Origin of the sequence: Micromonospora sp. NPDC047134 (assembly GCF_040643455.1) — a bacterium.
In the GTDB taxonomy this organism is placed as follows: Bacteria; Actinomycetota; Actinomycetes; order Mycobacteriales; family Micromonosporaceae; genus Micromonospora.
Genome location: NZ_JBEYUI010000005.1, coordinates 131,147 through 147,589 on the forward strand (window position 1 = coordinate 131,147; position 16,443 = coordinate 147,589).

Genomic DNA, 16,443 nt, shown 5'->3' on the forward strand with positions numbered 1-16,443 from the left:
CTCGCGAGTTACGTGATCGCCGAGCACCGAAAACCGGACAGCGGCGACAGAATCTGTTCAAGCCGAGCGAAAAGACCGCCCCGGAGTTGTCCGGGGCGGTCCTTTTCGTCAACGCAACTGTGCGAAGGGTCAGCCCTTCATCAGCTCGGCGGCCTTCTTCTCCAGGTCGTCGAGCCCACCGCACATGAAGAACGCCTGCTCGGGGAAGTGGTCGTACTCCCCCTCGCTGATCTTCCGGAACGCCTCGATGGTCTCCTTGATCGGGACCGTCGAGCCGGGCACGCCGGTGAACTGCTCCGCCGCGTAGGTGTTCTGCGACAGGAAGCGCTCGATCCGCCGGGCCCGCTGGACCGTGATCTTGTCTTCCTCGGAGAGTTCCTCGATGCCCAGGATGGCGATGATGTCCTGCAGGTCCTTGTACCGCTGGAGGATCCGCTTGACCTCGCTGGCCACCTGGAAGTGCTCCTGGCCGACGAACTCGGGGGCCAGGATCCGCGACGAGGAGGCCAGCGGGTCCACCGCCGGGTAGATGCCCTTGTCGGAGATCGACCGCTCCAGGTTGGTGGTCGCGTCCAGGTGGGCGAAGGTGGTGGCCGGAGCGGGGTCGGTGTAGTCGTCCGCCGGCACGTAGATCGCCTGCATCGAGGTGATGGCCTGGCCCCGGACGGAGGTGATCCGCTCCTGGAGCTCGCCCATCTCGTCGGCCAGGGTCGGCTGGTAACCCACCGCGCTGGGCATCCGGCCCAGCAGGGTGGAGACCTCGGAACCGGCCTGGGTGAAGCGGAAGATGTTGTCGATGAAGAGCAGCACCTCCTGCTTCTTCACGTCCCGGAAGTACTCCGCCATGGTCAGGGCGGAGAGGGCGACCCGGAGCCGGGTGCCCGGCGGCTCGTCCATCTGGCCGTAGACCAGGGCGGTCTTGTCGATGACGCCCGAGTCGGTCATCTCGTGGATGAGGTCGTTGCCCTCACGGGTCCGCTCACCCACACCGGCGAAGACCGAGGTACCACCGAAGTTACGGGCCACCCGGGTGATCATCTCCTGGATGAGCACCGTCTTGCCCACGCCGGCACCGCCGAACAGGCCGATCTTGCCACCCTTGACGTACGGGGCCAGCAGGTCGATGACCTTGATGCCGGTCTCCAGCATCTCGGTCTTCGGCTCCAGGTCCGCGAAGGCCGGGGCCTTGCGGTGGATGCCCCAGTGGTCGTCGGCCTGGATGGTCTCGCCCTCGGTGAGGTTGAGGCACTCGCCGATCGCGTTGAAGACGTGGCCCTTGACGGCGTCACCGACCGGCACCCGGATCGGGTGGCCGGTGTCACGAACCTCGGCACCCCGGACCAGACCGTCCGTGGGCTGCATCGAGATCGCGCGGACCAGGTTGTCACCCAGGTGCTGGGCGACCTCCAGGGTCAGCGTCTTCTCGCCGCCGGAGAGGGTCACGTCCACGTGCAGGGCGTTGAAGAGGTCCGGCATGGCGTCGCGCGGGAACTCGGCGTCGACGACCGGGCCAATGACCCGGACCACGCGACCAGTGGCCGTCTTGGTCTCTACTGGGGCAGTCATCACACTTCACTTCCCGACGCGGCCAGCGCGTTCGCGCCGCCGACGATCTCGCTGATCTCCTGGGTGATCCCGGCCTGGCGGGCCGAGTTCATCTCACGCGTGTACTTGTCGATCATCTCTTCGGCGTTGTCCGTGGCGCTCTTCATCGCCCGCCGACGGGCCGCCGACTCGCTGGCCGCCGACTCCAGCAACGCCGCGTAGATCCGCGTGTTGATGTACTTCGGCAGCAGCGCGTCGAGCAGTTCCTCGGCGTCCGGCTCGAACTCGTAGTCCGGCAGCAGGCCGGGGGTGGCCTCCGACCGGGGCCGCTCCTCGACCTGCAACGGCCCGATGATCCGGGTCACCGGCGTCTGGGTCATCAGCGACTTGAACTCGGTGAAGACGATGTGTAGTTCGTCCACCCCGAGCACACCGTCGGCACCCGGACCGCCGTCGACGTCATCCGCACCGGCGGTGAACGCCTTGACCAGGGTGTCGCCCACCTCGCGGGCGTCGGCGAACGACGGCTGCTCGGAGAAGCCCGTCCAACTGGCCTCGATCGGCCGGTTACGGAACCGGTAGAACGACACGCCCTTACGCCCGACGACGTAGAGCACCGGCTCCTTGCCGTCCTCCTTGAGCCGCGCGATCAGCGACTCCGCGGTCTTGATGGCGTTGGTGCTGTAACCGCCGGCCAGACCCCGGTCGGCGGTTACCAGCAGCACGCCCGCCCGCCGAACCCGCTCGCGCGCGGTCAGCATCGGGTGGTCGACCGAGGCGTTGGACGCCAGCGCGGTGAGCACGCCGGTGATGGCCTGGGCGTACGGCAGGGACGCCTCCACCCGGGCCTGAGCCTTGGCGATCCGGCTCGTCGCCACGAGCTCCATCGCCTTGGTGATCTTCTTCATCCCCTTCGCCGAGCGAATGCGTTGACGAAGAACACGTACCTGCGCCGCCATGGCCCGACCCTACTTCTTCTGGGCCGAGGAACCGCCGCTGTAGCGGGTGACCGTCTCGTGCTCGGCCTCGCCTTCCAGCGGCGCCGCCGGCGCCTCGTTGATCGTGCGCTCGTCCTCGCGGCCGAGGAAGCCCTTCTTGAACTCCGTGACGGCCGAGTCGAGGGCGGCGATGATCTCGTCGTCCCACTTGTTGTCGGCGATCGCCTGGAGGGTGGCGTTGTACTTACGCCGCAGGTGCTCCAGGAACTGGGTCTCGAAGCGCCGCACGTCACCGACCGGGATGTCGTCCAGCTTGCCCTCGGTACCGGCCCAGACCGAGACGACCTCGTCCTGCACCGGGTACGGCGAGTAGTTCGGCTGCTTGAGCAGCTCGACCAGACGGGCACCACGGTCCAGCTGGGCGCGGGAGGCCTTGTCCAGGTCCGAGGCGAAGGCCGCGAAGGCCTCCAGCTCACGGAACTGGGCCAGGTTCAGCCGCAGCGAACCGGAGACCTTCTTCATCGGCTTCATCTGCGCGGCGCCACCGACCCGGGAGACCGAGGTACCGACGTTGATCGCCGGCCGGACCCCCTGGTTGAACAGGTCGGTCTCCAGGAAGATCTGGCCGTCGGTGATCGAGATGACGTTGGTCGGGATGAAGGCCGAGATGTCGTTGGCCTTCGTCTCGATGATCGGCAGGCCGGTCATCGAGCCGCCACCCATCTCGTCGGAGAGCTTCGCGCAGCGCTCCAGCAGCCGGGAGTGCAGGTAGAAGACGTCACCCGGGTACGCCTCACGGCCCGGCGGGCGACGCAGCAGCAGCGACACGGCCCGGTACGCCTCGGCCTGCTTGCTCAGGTCGTCGAAGACGATCAGGACGTGCTTGCCGCCGTACATCCAGTGCTGCCCGATGGACGAGCCGGTGTAGGGGGCGAGGTACTTGAAGCCGGCCGGGTCCGAGGCCGGGGAGGCCACGATGGTGGTGTACTCCATCGCGCCGGCCTGCTCCAGCTGCCCCTTGATGGAGGCGATGGTGGAGGCCTTCTGACCGATGGCGACGTAGATGCAGCGGACCTGCTTCTTCGGGTCGCCGGAGGCCCAGTTCTCCCGCTGGTTGAGGATGGCGTCCAGCGCGACCGTGGTCTTACCGGTCTTACGGTCACCGATGATCAGCTGCCGCTGGCCACGACCGATCGGGGTCATCGCGTCGATGGCCTTGATGCCGGTCTGCAGCGGCTCGAAGACGGACTGCCGGGCCATCACGTTCGGGGCCTGGAGCTCGAGCTCACGGTAGCCCTCGTCGGCGATGTCACCGAGGCCGTCGATCGGCTGGCCGAGCGCGTTGACCACGCGACCGAGGAAGGCGTCACCGACCGGCACGGAGAGCACCCGGCCGGTGCGCTTGACCCGCTGGCCCTCCTCAAGCCCGGAGTAGTCGCCGAGGACGACGACACCGATCTCCCGGACGTCGAGGTTCAGCGCCACGCCGAGGGTGCCGTCCTCGAACTCCAGCAGCTCGTTGGTCATGGTCGAGGGCAGGCCCTCGACGTGGGCGATGCCGTCACCGGTGTCGGCGACGGTGCCGACCTCCTCACGGGAGACGTCGGGCGAATAGGAGGAGACGTAGCGCTCAAGCGCGCCGCGGATCTCCTCCGTCGAGATGGTCAGCTCGGCCATCCTCTGCTTCCTTAAGTATCAGGGGCCCGGGATACCTAGTACCGACCGGTCCTCGGGTCGACTGTTATTCCGGGCGCATCGCGGGGTGCAGGTCAGCGCTTTGCGAGCGCGTTACGGGTCTCGTTGAGGCGGCGCAGGATCGTCCCGTCGTACAGGTCCGAACCCACCCGAACGCTCGCTCCGCCGAGGATCGTCGGGTCAACCGTAAGCTTCACGGCGACCACCCGGCCGTAGATGGCCGAGAGCTGGTCCGTCAGCCGACGCTCCTCGTCCTCGGTCAGCGGTGCCGCGACGGTCACGTACGCGACCTGCCGGTCGCGGCGTTCCGCCGCCAGCTCCACCAGCCGGGACAGCGCGGTGGAGAACGATCGGCCACCGAAGCCGGCCAGGGCCGCCTCCGCCAGTCGCACCGTCGTCGGTCGGGCCTTGCCCGTCAGGAGCATCCCGATCAGCTCGGCCCGCTGCGCCACCGGCGCCACCGGGTCGGACAGGGTGTTGGACAGCTGCGGATCCCCCGCGACCACCTGGCCGAAGCGGAACAGCTCGTCCTCCACCTCACCGAGTTCACCGGCGCGGTCGGCACCGGCGAGCAGCGCCTGCACGCCGAGGCGCTCCACACCGTCGAGCAGCTCCGACGGCGCCGACCACCGGCCGGCGACCAGCCCGCCGAGCAGGTCCAGCGTCTCCGCGCCTACCTTGCCGGAGAGCACCCCGGTCAGCAGACCCGTCCGGTCCGCGCCCTCGCGGGCCGGGTCGGACAGGGCCCGACGCAGCCGGACCTCCCGCCGCAGCAGGTCTGCCACGGCGAGCAGTTCGGTGCCGGTGGTGGTGATCGCCGTTGGCTCGGCGCCGCGGACGTACTCCTCCAGCCGCGCCAGGGCGGTGGCGTAGGACTCCCGGCTGGCGGCCTGCATCAGCGGGCCCCCGCGCTCTCGAGATCGGTGAGGAAGCGCTCGACGGTGCCCTTGCGGCGGGCCTCGTCCGCGAGCGACTCGCCCACGATCCGACCGGCCAGGTCGACCGCGAGACCGCCGACCTCCGCGCGCAGCTCGCGCACGATGGTTTCGCGCTCCACGGCCAGCGACTCCCGGCCGGCGGCGATGATCCGGTCGGACTCCTCCCGGGCCTTGGCCAGGATGTCGGTACGGATCGACTCGGCGTCGGCCCGGGCGTCGTCCCGGATCTGTGCCGCCTCGGTACGCACCTCGGCGAGCTGGGCCCGGTACTGCTCGAGAAGTTGGTTGGCCTCGGCCTGCGCCGCTTCGGCGCGCTTGAGGCCACCCTCGATCGCGTCGACCCGCGCCTGGTACATCGTCTCCATGCGCGGCATGACGAACTTCAGCAGCACAAAGCAGAGCAGGGCGAAGGCGATCGTCCCGATGACCAGCTCCTGCCAGATCGGCACAAGCGGGTGATGACCTTCGGCAGCGAGATTCATGTCAGACCTCCGGGTCGACTAACGGACGGTCAGCTGACGGCGAAGGCAAGCACCAGGCCGAAGAGGGCGAGCGCCTCAACCAGGGCGAAGCCCAGGACCAGCCAGGTGCGGTTGTAGCCGGCCGACTCGGGCTGGCGGGCGCTGGAGTTGATGTACGCCACGAAGATCAGGGCCACACCGACAGCGGGGCCGATGGCGGCGAGGCCGTAGCCGATCGTGTTGACGTTACCGCTGATCTCGGCAAGAACAGTCATTGCGGGTATTCCTCCTGTTTGACGCGTGAGGGTTTCACGCGTACGCGGTCGTACCTAAAGCTCGGGCGGGCATCCCACCGGGTCGGATCAGTGTTCGTCCGAAAGCGAGGTCCCGATGTAGTTGGCGCTCAGCGTGACGAAGACGTAGGCCTGCAACAGCGAGACCAGCACCTCGAAGAAGGCCATCACGATCGCCATCAGGAAGGCGAAGACGGAGGTCGCCTGGATGAAGAGGTTGTCCGAGGCGAGCAGCACGAAGCCACCGACCGTGAAGACCAGCAGGATCAGGTGACCGGCGAACATGTTGGCGAAGAGTCGCACCGCCAAGGTGACCGGCCGGTTGATGAAGGTCTGCAGGAATTCGATCGGCACCAGCAGGAAGTGCATGGGCCAGGGAATGCCCGGCAGGATCAGGCTCTGCTTGAGGTAGCGGCCCACGCCGTGCTTACGCATACCGACGTAGATGTACATCGCATAGGTGACCGCCGTGAGCACGATCGGGAAGGCGATGTGTGAGTTCGGCGAGATCTGCAACCCGGGAGTGATACCGAACAGGTTGGTCACCGCGATGAAGCAGAACAGCACGGTGAAGTAGGGCGCGAACTTGATGCCCTCCTTGCCCATCTGTTCCCGGGCGATGTTGTCCCGCACCAGGCCGTAGACGGATTCCGCCATCCACTGGCCCTTGCTCGGCACCAGCTTGGGGTTCCGGTACGTGAGCAGGAAGAAGATCATCACCAGCCCGACGGCCAGCCAGATCATGAGGGTGAACTTCGTGACCCACGGACCCGCGAGATCCGGCGGATAGAAGTCATCGACCTTGGGGGGCCATGGAAGGCCCTCTGCGGCGACAAACTGTCCGCTCAACGTGTCATCCTCCGCACTCGACAGACCCGCGTGTGCCGGCACTCAGGCACTGAGCCTCTTCATGATCAGGTAGATCGCTCCGGCTGCGCCGAGCATCATGCCCACCCCGATCCCGATGCCGGTCGGCAGGCCGAGGAGTTTCGCCGCCAACCAACCGAGGAATCCCCACGCCACGATGCCGGCGAGCAGGTAACCAAAAACGGCTCCGGCTACGCCTTCCGACGAGTGCTCGTCGGAGTTTCCGTGGTGAGGGCTGTCGGCCATGACGAGGCGAACACTATCAGCCAGGAGTTTCGCAGATGTGCGGCACCCCCCACACTGCGAGCAGCGTGCGGGCGGCGAGTGCGGGCGCGTCAGCCGGAGCCAGCTTACTCCTGCACAGCCACCGAAACAGGGCCACGAAACGCCCACGGACACCACGGACCGGGTCAGTGACCCGACACCCGGTTCCCGGTCGGCAGCGGTGCCCGCATAGCCCAACTCACATGGGCGGCGATCCACACCACGACGGCCGCGATGATGGCCACCCCCATGTCCGGCAGCCCCGGCCAGCCGCTCTTGGCCACCGCGGCCATCACCACCCCCAGGAAGACCATCTTGGTGGCGTAGGTGACCAGGCCCACGGACATGATCAGTTTCGGGTTGACCGCGTCCGCCCAGGCCACCGAGAAACTGGAGATCAGGTAGCTGACGATGACCAGGCCGATCCCGGCGGCCACCCCGGCCGCGCCGGTGGGGCCGCGTACCAGGGCCGCGATCGGCACCCCGACCACGGCCAGCCCGGCACAGGCCAGCAGCGGCAGGCGCAGGTGCGGCAGCCGGGCCCGGATGGCACCGGGCTCCCCCGCCCGGGGCGCGGGCTTGGCCGCCGGCTCCGGGGCACCGGAGGCGCTCATCGGGGGTACGCCGGGAAGTCGGCGGCCAACTCGGCCACGTCGGCGGCGATCCGGTTCAGTTCGTCGGTCCCGCCCGGGGCGGCGGGGTCGGTGCGTACCGCTCGGGCGATCAACTCCGCGACCTGCCGCATCTGGGGTTCGGTCATGCCCTGGGTGGTGACGCTCGGGGTGCCCACCCGGATGCCGGAGGCGACCATCGGCTTACGTGGGTCGTACGGGATGGCGTTCTTGTTCAGGGTGATGGTCGCCGCGTCGCACCGGGCCTCGGCCTCGGCCCCGGTCACCCCGATCGACTGGAGGTCGATCAGCGCCAGGTGGGTGTCCGTGCCCCCGGAGACCGGGCGCATCCCCTCGGCGGCCAGCCCGTCGGCCAGGGCCTGCGCGTTGGCCACCACCTGGGCGGCGTAGCGGCGGTACTCCGGCTGGGCCGCCTCGTGCAACGCGACCGCCTTGGCGGCGACCGCGTGCATCAGCGGACCGCCCTGGGTGAAGGGGAAGACCGCCTTGTCGATCCGCTCCGCCAGGGACTCCCGGCACAGGATCATCCCGCCCCGTGGACCCCGCAGCACCTTGTGGGTGGTGGCGCAGACCACGTCGGCGTACGGCACCGGGGATCCGATCACCTGCCCGGCGACCAGCCCGATGAAGTGCGCCGCGTCCACCATCAGGTACGCCCCGACGGAGTCGGCGATCTCCCGGAACAGGGCGAAGTCGATCAGCCGGGGGTACGCGGTGGCACCACAGATGATCATCTTCGGCCGGTGGGCCAGGGCCAGGTCGCGTACCTCGTCGTAGTCGATCAGCTCGGTGTCCCGCCGGACGGTGTAGCCGACGGTGTGGAACCACTTGCCGGAGAAGTTCACCCGGCTGCCGTGGGTCAGGTGCCCGCCGTGCGGCAGCTCCATCGCCAGCACGGTGTCCCCCGGCTGCACCAGGGCGGCGTACGCGGCCAGGTTGGCACTGGCCCCGGAGTGCGGTTGCAGGTTGGCGTGCTCGGCACCGAACAGGTCCTTGGCCCGGGTGATGCCGATCTCCTCGGCCCGGTCCACCTGGCCGCAGCCGCCGTAGTAGCGCCGCCCCGGGTAGCCCTCGGCGTACTTGTTGGTCAGGGTGGAGCCCAGCGCGGCCAGCACCGCCGGTGAGGTGAGGTTCTCACTGGCGATCAGTTGCAGGCCGGTACGCAGCCGGTCGAGCTCACCGAGCACCACCTCCGCGATCTCCGGATCGCCCGTGCTCAACTGCTCGAAGTCCGGCCCCCAGAAGGTGCCTGTCGCGGTCTCCACAGCGAGTGAGTCTATTGGGCCGCAGACTGGAGCCCGTGAGATGCCTGGTCACCGGCGCGACGGGGTACATCGGCGGACGTCTGGTGCCCCGTCTACTGGCCGCCGGACACGACGTACGCTGCCTGGCTCGCCGGGCCGCCCGACTGCGCGACGTGCCCTGGTCCGGACAGGTCGAGATCGCCGAGGGGGACCTCAGCCGGGCGGAGACCCTGCCGGCGGCCCTGGCCGGGATCGAGGTGGCGTACTACCTGGTGCACTCCCTCGGGCAGGCCGGCTTCGAGGCCGCCGACCGGCAGGCCGCCCTGAACTTCGCCACCGCGGCCCGCGCGGCCGGGGTACGCCGGATCGTCTACCTGGGCGGCCCGGAACCGGCCGCGGAGGACCCGACCGCCTCGGCCCACCTGCGCTCGCGCAGTGAGGTGGGGCGGATCCTGCGGGAGAGCGGGGTGCCGACCGTGGTGCTGCGGGCGGCGGTGATCATCGGCTCCGGGTCGGCCTCCTTCGAGATGCTGCGCTACCTGACCGAGCGGCTACCGGTGATGGTCACCCCGCGCTGGGTGACCAACCGGATCCAGCCGATCGCGGTCCGGGACGTGCTGTACTACCTGGTCGGCTGCGCCGACCTGCCGCAGGAGGTCGACCGGGGCTTCGACATCGCCGGCCCGGACGTGCTCACCTTCGGCGAGATGATGCAGCGCTACGCCCGGGTCGCCGGGCTGCCCCGCCGACTGCTGCTGCCGGTCCGTCCGCTGACCCCCACCCTCTCCTCGTACTGGGTGGGGCTGGTCACCCCGGTCCCCAACTCGCTGGCCCGGCCCCTGGTGGCCAGCCTGATCCACGAGGCGGTGGCCCACGAGCACGACATCGCCGGATACCTGCCGGACCCGCCGGGCGGGCTTACCGGTTTCGACGAGGCCGTCGCCCTGGCCCTGGCCAAGGTCCGCGACGCCCAGGTGGAGACCCGCTGGTCGACCGCCGCCGGGTCGAACGCCCCGGCCGAACCCCTGCCCAGCGACCCCGACTGGAGCGGCGGCACCGCCTACACGGACGTACGGGAACGGCCGGTGGCGGCATCACCGGAGGCGCTGTGGCGGGTCATCGAGGGGGTCGGCGGCGAGCACGGCTGGTACTCCTTCCCGCTGGCCTGGTCGGTACGCGGCTGGCTGGACAAGCTGGTCGGCGGGGTGGGACTGCGCCGGGGCCGACGCGACCCGCACCAGCTGCGGGTGGGCGAGGCGCTGGACTTCTGGCGGGTGGAGGAGATCGTGCCGGGCGAGGTGCTGCGGCTGCGGGCGGAGATGCGGTTGCCCGGCCGGGCCTGGCTGGAGCTGCGGGTGCAGCGCGGCGAGGACGGTGCCGTCCGCTACCGGCAGCGCGCGGTCTTCCTGCCGCACGGCCTGGCCGGGCACGCCTACTGGGCCGCGGTGGCGCCCTTCCACGCCGTCGTCTTCGGCGGCATGGCCCGCAACATCACCGCCCGCGCCGAGGGGTGAGGACAGCCTGGCTCAGTTGCCGGTGCGTTCGCCGGTGACCCGCCAGGCGGTCGTCTCGCTGGGCGGCACGAAGTCACGTACCGGCTGGTCCCGCAGGGTGAAGGCGAGGATCTCCCCCACCGAATCCACCATCGCGCGCTGCACCGCTTGACCCACCGGGTCCTGGGGGTCGTCCGGGTTGGCCGCCATCGCGGCCACCGCCAACTGGGGGGTGAAGGCGACCACCGTCTCCGTGGCGTACCGATCGGAGCTGCCGGTCTTGCCGCCCACCGGCCGGTCTAGCTGGCTGCGCAGCCGGGCGGCCGTCCCGTCGCCGCAGGTGCGGTACATCGACTGGTCGCCGACCGGACAACGAGCCGCGTCCGCCGCCGCCCGGGCCACGTCGACGTCGAGCACCTGCCGACAGTCCGGTTGGCCGGCGGTCACCCGCCGCCCGGCGGCGTCCGTGATCGCGGTGATCGGGGTGGGGGCGCACCAGATCCCCTCCGCCGCCACGGTGGCATACGCCCCGGCCAGGTCCAGGGGGGTGGTGGCGGCCACCCCCAGGGTGAAGGGTCCCCACTCCCGGGCCCCGTGCCGGGCCAGTTGCGCGTCGTCCCGGGCCCGCAGCACGATGCCGAGCCGCTGGGCCATCTCCACCACCCGGTCGGCCCCGATCCGCTCGGCCAGCCAGGCGAAGTAGGTGTTGACCGACTCCCCGAAGGCGGTCCACATGTCGTGCTCCCCGCTCATCGAGGCGCTGGCGTTCTCCGGGCACCAGTAGCCGCCGCAGCTCGTCTCGCCGCTGGCCCGGAAGCCCGTGACGATCCGGTCCGGCGCGTCGAACACGGTGTTCAGCGGCAGCCCGGCCTCCAACGCGGCCAGCAGGGTGAACAGTTTGAAGGTGGAGCCACCCTGGTAGCCGACGATCGTGCCGCCACCGGCGACGAGCTGGTTGACGGTGTTCGGGTGGTTCTTCTGCCCCGCCGGGTTGGCCGCCACGCTGTAGGTCCGGTTCACCGCCATGGCCAGCACCCGCCCGGTGCCCGGCTGCACCACCGCGGTGGGCATCGCGTACCGGGACTGCGCCGAGTAGATCCGCCGCACCTGCTCGGTGGTGGACCGTTGCACGGCCGGATCCAGGGAGGTGACGATCGTGAAGCCGCCCCGGCGCAGGGTGCGCTGCCGCTCGTCGACCGAGCTGCCGAAGGCCTGCTGGTCACTCCACCACCGGGTGAACCAGTCGCAGAAGAAGCCCCAGTCGTTGTGCCCCTCGGGTACCGCGGTGCAGTCGTTCGGGGTCTCGCTGGGGCGCAGGTTCAACGGCTCGGCCTGCGCCTGTTGTGCCACGTCGGGCGGGACCTGGCCGGACTCGACCAGCCGGTCCAGGACGTACCCTCGGCGGGCGGTAGCACTGTCCGCGTCACCGTTGATCGGGTCGTCGGTGTGCGGTGAGCGCACCAGCCCGGCCAGCAAGGCCGCCTGAGCCAGGGTCAGCTCCGCCGGGGAGGTGGAGAAGTAGCGCCGGGCGGCGGCGGCGACACCGTACGCCCCCGCGCCGAAGTAGGCGATGTTCAGGTACCGGGTCAGGATCTGGTCCTTGGTCAGTTCCCGTTCCAGGGCCAGGGCGTACCGGATCTCCTGGATCTTGCGGGCGGTGCTGACCTCGGTGGCGGCGGCCCGCTGCTCCTCGCTGAGCCGTGGATCGTTGCTCAGCACGTTGCGCACGTACTGCATGGTCAGGGTGGAGGCGCCCTGCCGGGTGGTGCCGTCGCGCTGGTTGACCGTGAAGGCCCGCACGACGCCGCGCAGGTCCACCCCGCTGTGCTCGTGGAACCGGGCGTCCTCGGCGGCGATGATCGCCTGGCGCATCACCGGCGCCACCTCGTCCAACGGCACGTCCACCCGGTCCTCCTGGTAGAAGGAGGTGATCAGGGTGGTGCCGTCGTTGGCGTACAGGTTGGACCGCTGGGCGGTCGGTGGCGTACGCAGGCTGTTGGGCAGGTCCGCGTACGGCGCGGCGAGCGACGCCAGCCCGACGCCGTACACCAGGGCGGCGGGCAGCGCCGCCACCGCCAGCGCCAGGCCGGCCAGCGTGCCGGCCAACAGGACGGTGAACACTTTCGGCAGCAACGCCCGGGTCATCAGCTCTCCCCGCAGGAGCCGTCAGGACCCTCCCAGAATGGCGCTAATCACCACTTCTGCTGCCTTTTCCTCCGAATCCGGAGGAGATTCACCGATCAGGGCAGCAGGGTGGCGGCCAGCGGCTGCACGGTCTCCTCGATCTCGTCGGCCACCCGGGTGAAGCACTGGTCCCCGCGCCCCCACGGGTCGTCGAGGTCGTCCGTGGGCAGCAGGGTCGTGCCCTGGCGAGCCGCGTGGGCCGCCTCGACCAGCGCCACCCCCCGGGCGTACACCGCCTCCGGGGAAGCCTCGGCCGCCGGCAAGCCGGAGGGGTCCAGGGTGGCCAGCACCCGCCCGAACTCCCCCAGCACGAAGGTGCGCGCCGCAGCGTCGGGCCGCAGCGCCACCACGTACTCCTGCTGGTCGGCCGTGGCGGTGAGCACCAGGTCGGCCGCGTCGATGTGCTCCGAGCGCAGCTTGCGGGCCGCGAACCCGGCGGTGCTGCCACCCCGGGTGATCACCTGCCGGGCGGCCGGCGGATTCATCTCCTCGCCGGCGTGCCAACCACCCGTGCCGGCGCTGTGGCTGTGCAGCAGTTCGTCGGCGCGGGCCGGGTCGATGTCGCGCCGGTCCAGGCGCTGCCGTACGGCCAGCACCAGCAGCCGCTCCGCCATCGGGGATCGGCAGATGTTGCCCATGCAGACGTGCAGAACGGTGAAGGGAGGCACCTAAGCCTCCTGGCTCTCGCGCAGCTCCGGCACCACTTCCCGCAGCCGGTCCAGCCCGATGGCACCTTCCCGGACGAGCACCGGATCGTCACCGGTGAGGTCCACGATCGTGCTGGGCACCGGGTCCACCGCCGGCCCCGCCTCCAGGTACGCCCGCACCGAGTAGGCGAGTTGGTCGCGTGCCTCCTCGGCCGTCAGGGCGGGCGGCTGGCCGCTCTTGTTGGCCGAGGCGACCGCCATCGGACCGGTCTCCCGCAGCACCTCCAGGGCGACCGGGTGCAGCGGCATCCGTACCGCCACCACCCCGCTGTCGTCGCCGAGATCCCACCGCAGGCTCGCGGAATGCTGCACCAGGATCGTCAACGCCCCCGGCCAGAACGCCTCCACCAGGTCCCGCGCCTCGGTGGGCAGCGAGTAGACCAGGCCGTCGAGGGTGTGCCGGGAGCCGATCAGCACCGGGGGCGGCGTGTGCGGGGCATCCTTGGCATCCAGCAGGGCCTTGACCGCGTACGGGGTGAAGGCGTCCGCACCCACCCCGTAGACCGTGTCGGTCGGCAGGACCACCAGCTCGCCGTTGCGGACCGCTTCGATGGCCGCAGCGATGCCGCGGTCCCGGTCGGCCAGCGACCGGCAGTCGTAGAGCATCACGAGGAGCCAGTCTGCCACGTGCCGGTCGTGCCGGCCGGTGGGTGGTCCGTTCGGCGGGACGCGGTGGCGAAACGGGGACGCCCGGTCAGGTCGGGATGGGCGGTGATCGCGGTGTAGCGACCGTCCGCGGCCAGCAGGTCGGGCACGGCCGCGCCGTGGGTGTCGTCGTGCTCCACCCCGAGGTGACCACCCGGGCGCAACAGGGTCGCCGCACGGTCGATCACCGGACGGATGACCGACAGGCCGTCCATCCCACCGAAGACCGCCTCCGCCGGGTCGTGTCCGGCCACCTCCGGGGGTACGGCCACCGCCTGCGGCACGTACGGCGGGTTGCACAGCAGCAGGTCGACCTGGCCGACCAGGGCGGCCAGCAGGTCCGGGTCGGTGGCGTCGGCCACCACCACCTCGATCGGTCGGTCTCCGGCCGCGGCCCGGTCCGCCGCGTTGCGCCGCAGCCAGGCCAGCGCGGCCGGTGACCGTTCCACCGCCACCACCCGGGCGGCCGGCACCTCCTGGGCCACCGACAGGGCGATCGCCCCGGACCCGCTGCACAGGTCGACCACCAGGGGCTCCTGGCTCGTCATGCTGCGGAGCCGGTCGACACCCCAGCCGGCGAGCAGTTCGGTCTCCGGGCGCGGCACGAACACACCCGGCCCGACCGCCAGATCCAGATGCCGGAATCCGGCAGTGCCGGTGAGGTGTTGCAGAGGCTCACGGCGCGCCCGGCGGTCCACCAACGCCTGGTAACGGTTTCGTTGCTCGTCGGTGAAATCTTCGGCCAGCGCCAGCCGGCCTCGGGACAGCCCCAGAACGTGCCCGGCCAGCAGTTCCGCGTCCGTACGGGCCGATTCCACCCCGGCGGCGAGCAGGTCCCGGGTGGCAGCGGCCACCAGCAGAGACGGACGGTGCCGTCTCGGTCCTTCGGACGGGTGTTGCGGCTGCGTGGTCACGCCATAATCATGAGTCGTCGCGGTGCACGTGCAAAAGCAGGTGCAGCGGCACGCCGACGGGAGGTCGCGGGTGGGCTGGCTCGACCGGGTCGAGGACCAGGTTGACGCCCTGAGGAAAGCGCGGGCGCTCCAGGAGGTGAGTCGCTCCACGGAGGCGTACGCGATCCTGGACGGGGTGCTGCGTACCACCCGGGACCCGCATACCCGGGGCGATGCGCTGGTGCAACGCCTCTCCGCCCTGATCAACCTGGGCCGCACGGCCGAGTACACCCGGGCCATCGAGGAAGCCTCCGCCGTCGTACGCGATCTCGCCGAGCCCTACCTGCACGGGCACCTCAACGCCCTGGCCGCGCTGGCCGCGCACCACCAGGGCGCGCTGGACCGCTGCGTCACCCACCTGGTGCGGGCCGCCCGGGCCTTGGGTGCGGTCGACGACCCGGATCGGGACACCGCCTGGGGCTGGCACGACCTGGCCATGGCCTACTCCTACCTGAGCTTCCACGGCTACGCCCTGGGTGCGATCGAACGGGCCCGGCAACTGGGCAACGCGGCCGGGATCCCGGAGGAGACCTTCGCCGCCCCGGGCATCCGGCTACGCAACGCGGTGGCCCTGGACCACACCGGCGACGGCGACGGCTGTCTGCGCGTACTGCGGGACATCGCCACCGACCTGACCCGGTTCATCGCCAACGGCACCGCCGACCGACTGCGTCCCAGCAGCCTCGCCGCCTACGGGTACGCCGGGGCCCGCCGGGCCGCCCTCGGTGACGTCGTCGAGACCGTGGGAGGTGCCGACCCGGCCCGGCTGCTCGGGCACGGGGCGGACAGCGCCCGCGCCAGGGACATGCGCCAACTCGGTCAGGTCTGCCTGGCCATCGCCGACGGCCGGCCCATCGAGGCGGTCACCCGGCTGGGCAGCGTGCAGGTCAGCGCCGAGACCCTCGGTGCCGCCGAACCGGCCCGGTTGCGCAGCATCGCCCTGGGCCGGGCCGGTGACCACGCGGGGGCGCACCGGGCCGACCGGTTGGCCTTCCGGCTGGCCGCCCAGCGGCACGACCGACTCCGCGACGTCTACATCGACGGCATCGCCGCCCGCATCGACCACGAGGAGATGCGCCGGGAGGCGGCCCGCTTCGAGGGGGAGGCCCTCACCGACCCGCTGACCGGGCTGCCGAACCGCCGCCGGCTGGAGCGCTACATCGCGGCCGTGGTCGCCCGCGGCGAGCGGGTCGTCATCGGCGTCTGCGACCTGGACGGCTTCAAGGCGGTCAACACCCGGCACGGGCACCACTCCGGGGATCTGGTCCTCCAGCGGATCGCCGGGGTGATCAACCGGGTGATGCGCCGGGGTGACTTCGTGGCCCGCTACGGCGGCGACGAGTTCGTGGTCGTCTTGCCCGGTGCCGGGATGACCGAGGCCGCCGAGGTGGCCCGGCGCATCGACGCCGCCATCCGCACCGAGGACTGGGAATCCCTGGTGCCCGGCACCCCGGTCGGGGTCAGCATCGGTTTCTCCGAGGTCGGCGCGGGCGGCCCGGGCCAGCGCGACGCCCTCAGCGCCGCCTTCGAGGCGGCCGACCGGGAGATGCTGCGGGCCAAGGGCTGCCCCCGCGGCGCCTGAGG

Annotated in this window: 16 protein-coding genes; 2 read left to right on the plus strand and 14 right to left on the minus strand. The window is 70.6% G+C overall.

Going from position 1 to position 16,443, the window contains the following annotated elements:
* Positions 1-129 precede the first annotated feature (129 nt).
* From atpD to glyA, 10 genes are all read right to left on the minus strand, one after another.
* Positions 130-1,566, minus strand: a complete 1,437-nt coding sequence (gene atpD / locus ABZ795_RS09500) for a F0F1 ATP synthase subunit beta (RefSeq protein ID WP_357529949.1) — start codon at positions 1,564-1,566, stop codon at positions 130-132.
* A complete protein-coding gene (locus ABZ795_RS09505) occupies positions 1,566-2,504 on the minus strand; it encodes a F0F1 ATP synthase subunit gamma (protein ID WP_357529950.1) in 939 nt (312 codons plus the stop codon). Before ABZ795_RS09505 ends, atpD begins: the two co-directional genes overlap by 1 nt.
* Before the next feature lie 9 nt (positions 2,505-2,513).
* Positions 2,514-4,160, minus strand: coding sequence for a F0F1 ATP synthase subunit alpha (gene atpA / locus ABZ795_RS09510; protein ID WP_327024323.1), 1,647 nt, complete (start codon positions 4,158-4,160; stop codon positions 2,514-2,516).
* A gap of 92 nt (positions 4,161-4,252) precedes the next feature.
* Positions 4,253-5,074 (minus strand): F0F1 ATP synthase subunit delta, encoded by an 822-nt coding sequence (locus tag ABZ795_RS09515; protein WP_327024322.1) that lies wholly within the window; start codon positions 5,072-5,074, stop codon positions 4,253-4,255.
* On the minus strand, positions 5,074-5,598 hold the full coding sequence (locus ABZ795_RS09520) for a F0F1 ATP synthase subunit B (RefSeq protein ID WP_327024321.1): 525 nt from the start codon (positions 5,596-5,598) through the stop codon (positions 5,074-5,076). The genes ABZ795_RS09515 and ABZ795_RS09520 overlap by 1 nt, the downstream gene beginning before the upstream one ends.
* Before the next feature lie 29 nt (positions 5,599-5,627).
* Entirely contained in the window at positions 5,628-5,852 is a 225-nt protein-coding gene (atpE, locus tag ABZ795_RS09525; RefSeq protein WP_327024320.1) for an ATP synthase F0 subunit C, read from the minus strand.
* Between the two features lie 87 nt (positions 5,853-5,939).
* Positions 5,940-6,761: a F0F1 ATP synthase subunit A gene (atpB, locus tag ABZ795_RS09530; protein ID WP_327024319.1), complete on the minus strand. Its 822-nt coding sequence runs from the start codon at positions 6,759-6,761 to the stop codon at positions 5,940-5,942.
* Positions 6,762-6,983, minus strand: coding sequence for a hypothetical protein (locus ABZ795_RS09535; protein WP_327024318.1), 222 nt, complete (start codon positions 6,981-6,983; stop codon positions 6,762-6,764). It lies immediately after the preceding gene.
* A gap of 164 nt (positions 6,984-7,147) precedes the next feature.
* Positions 7,148-7,615 carry a hypothetical protein gene (locus tag ABZ795_RS09540; protein ID WP_357529951.1) on the minus strand — a complete coding sequence of 156 codons (468 nt, stop codon included), beginning with the start codon at positions 7,613-7,615 and terminating at the stop codon, positions 7,148-7,150.
* Complete coding sequence (gene glyA / locus ABZ795_RS09545) at positions 7,612-8,898, minus strand: serine hydroxymethyltransferase (protein ID WP_357529952.1); 1,287 nt, start codon at positions 8,896-8,898, stop codon at positions 7,612-7,614. The genes ABZ795_RS09540 and glyA overlap by 4 nt, the downstream gene beginning before the upstream one ends.
* Before the next feature lie 35 nt (positions 8,899-8,933).
* On the opposite strand from glyA, the gene ABZ795_RS09550 reads away from it, so the two are divergent.
* Complete coding sequence (locus ABZ795_RS09550) at positions 8,934-10,391, plus strand: SDR family oxidoreductase (protein ID WP_357529953.1); 1,458 nt, start codon at positions 8,934-8,936, stop codon at positions 10,389-10,391.
* Positions 10,392-10,403: 12 nt separating this feature from the next.
* Here ABZ795_RS09550 and ABZ795_RS09555 read toward each other — a convergent pair whose 3' ends face one another.
* The 4 genes from ABZ795_RS09555 to prmC all read right to left on the minus strand — a co-directional run bounded on the left by ABZ795_RS09555 (position 10,404) and on the right by prmC (position 14,820).
* Positions 10,404-12,515 carry a transglycosylase domain-containing protein gene (locus ABZ795_RS09555; protein ID WP_357529954.1) on the minus strand — a complete coding sequence of 704 codons (2,112 nt, stop codon included), beginning with the start codon at positions 12,513-12,515 and terminating at the stop codon, positions 10,404-10,406.
* 95 nt (positions 12,516-12,610) lie between these two features.
* Positions 12,611-13,222, minus strand: coding sequence for a phosphotyrosine protein phosphatase (locus ABZ795_RS09560; RefSeq protein WP_357529955.1), 612 nt, complete (start codon positions 13,220-13,222; stop codon positions 12,611-12,613).
* Entirely contained in the window at positions 13,223-13,867 is a 645-nt protein-coding gene (locus ABZ795_RS09565; RefSeq protein WP_327027450.1) for an L-threonylcarbamoyladenylate synthase, read from the minus strand.
* Positions 13,867-14,820, minus strand: coding sequence for a peptide chain release factor N(5)-glutamine methyltransferase (gene prmC, locus ABZ795_RS09570; RefSeq protein WP_327024311.1), 954 nt, complete (start codon positions 14,818-14,820; stop codon positions 13,867-13,869). The genes ABZ795_RS09565 and prmC overlap by 1 nt, the downstream gene beginning before the upstream one ends.
* Positions 14,821-14,890: 70 nt before the next feature.
* On the opposite strand from prmC, the gene ABZ795_RS09575 reads away from it, so the two are divergent.
* Entirely contained in the window at positions 14,891-16,441 is a 1,551-nt protein-coding gene (locus ABZ795_RS09575; RefSeq protein WP_327027449.1) for a GGDEF domain-containing protein, read from the plus strand.
* Positions 16,442-16,443: the final 2 nt, after the last annotated feature.

Bases quoted from the DNA above. Each gene is read 5' to 3' on its own strand.
- atpD (WP_357529949.1), bottom strand. From the start codon at position 1,566: ATGACTGCCCCAGTAGAGACCAAGACGGCCACTGGTCGCGTGGTCCGG.
- ABZ795_RS09505 (WP_357529950.1), bottom strand. From the start codon at position 2,504: ATGGCGGCGCAGGTACGTGTTCTTCGTCAACGCATTCGCTCGGCGAAG.
- atpA (WP_327024323.1), bottom strand. From the start codon at position 4,160: ATGGCCGAGCTGACCATCTCGACGGAGGAGATCCGCGGCGCGCTTGAG.
- ABZ795_RS09515 (WP_327024322.1), bottom strand. From the start codon at position 5,074: ATGCAGGCCGCCAGCCGGGAGTCCTACGCCACCGCCCTGGCGCGGCTG.
- ABZ795_RS09520 (WP_327024321.1), bottom strand. From the start codon at position 5,598: ATGAATCTCGCTGCCGAAGGTCATCACCCGCTTGTGCCGATCTGGCAG.
- atpE (WP_327024320.1), bottom strand. From the start codon at position 5,852: ATGACTGTTCTTGCCGAGATCAGCGGTAACGTCAACACGATCGGCTAC.
- ABZ795_RS09535 (WP_327024318.1), bottom strand. From the start codon at position 6,983: ATGGCCGACAGCCCTCACCACGGAAACTCCGACGAGCACTCGTCGGAA.
- ABZ795_RS09540 (WP_357529951.1), bottom strand. From the start codon at position 7,615: ATGAGCGCCTCCGGTGCCCCGGAGCCGGCGGCCAAGCCCGCGCCCCGG.
- ABZ795_RS09555 (WP_357529954.1), bottom strand. From the start codon at position 12,515: ATGACCCGGGCGTTGCTGCCGAAAGTGTTCACCGTCCTGTTGGCCGGC.
- ABZ795_RS09565 (WP_327027450.1), bottom strand. From the start codon at position 13,867: ATGCTCTACGACTGCCGGTCGCTGGCCGACCGGGACCGCGGCATCGCT.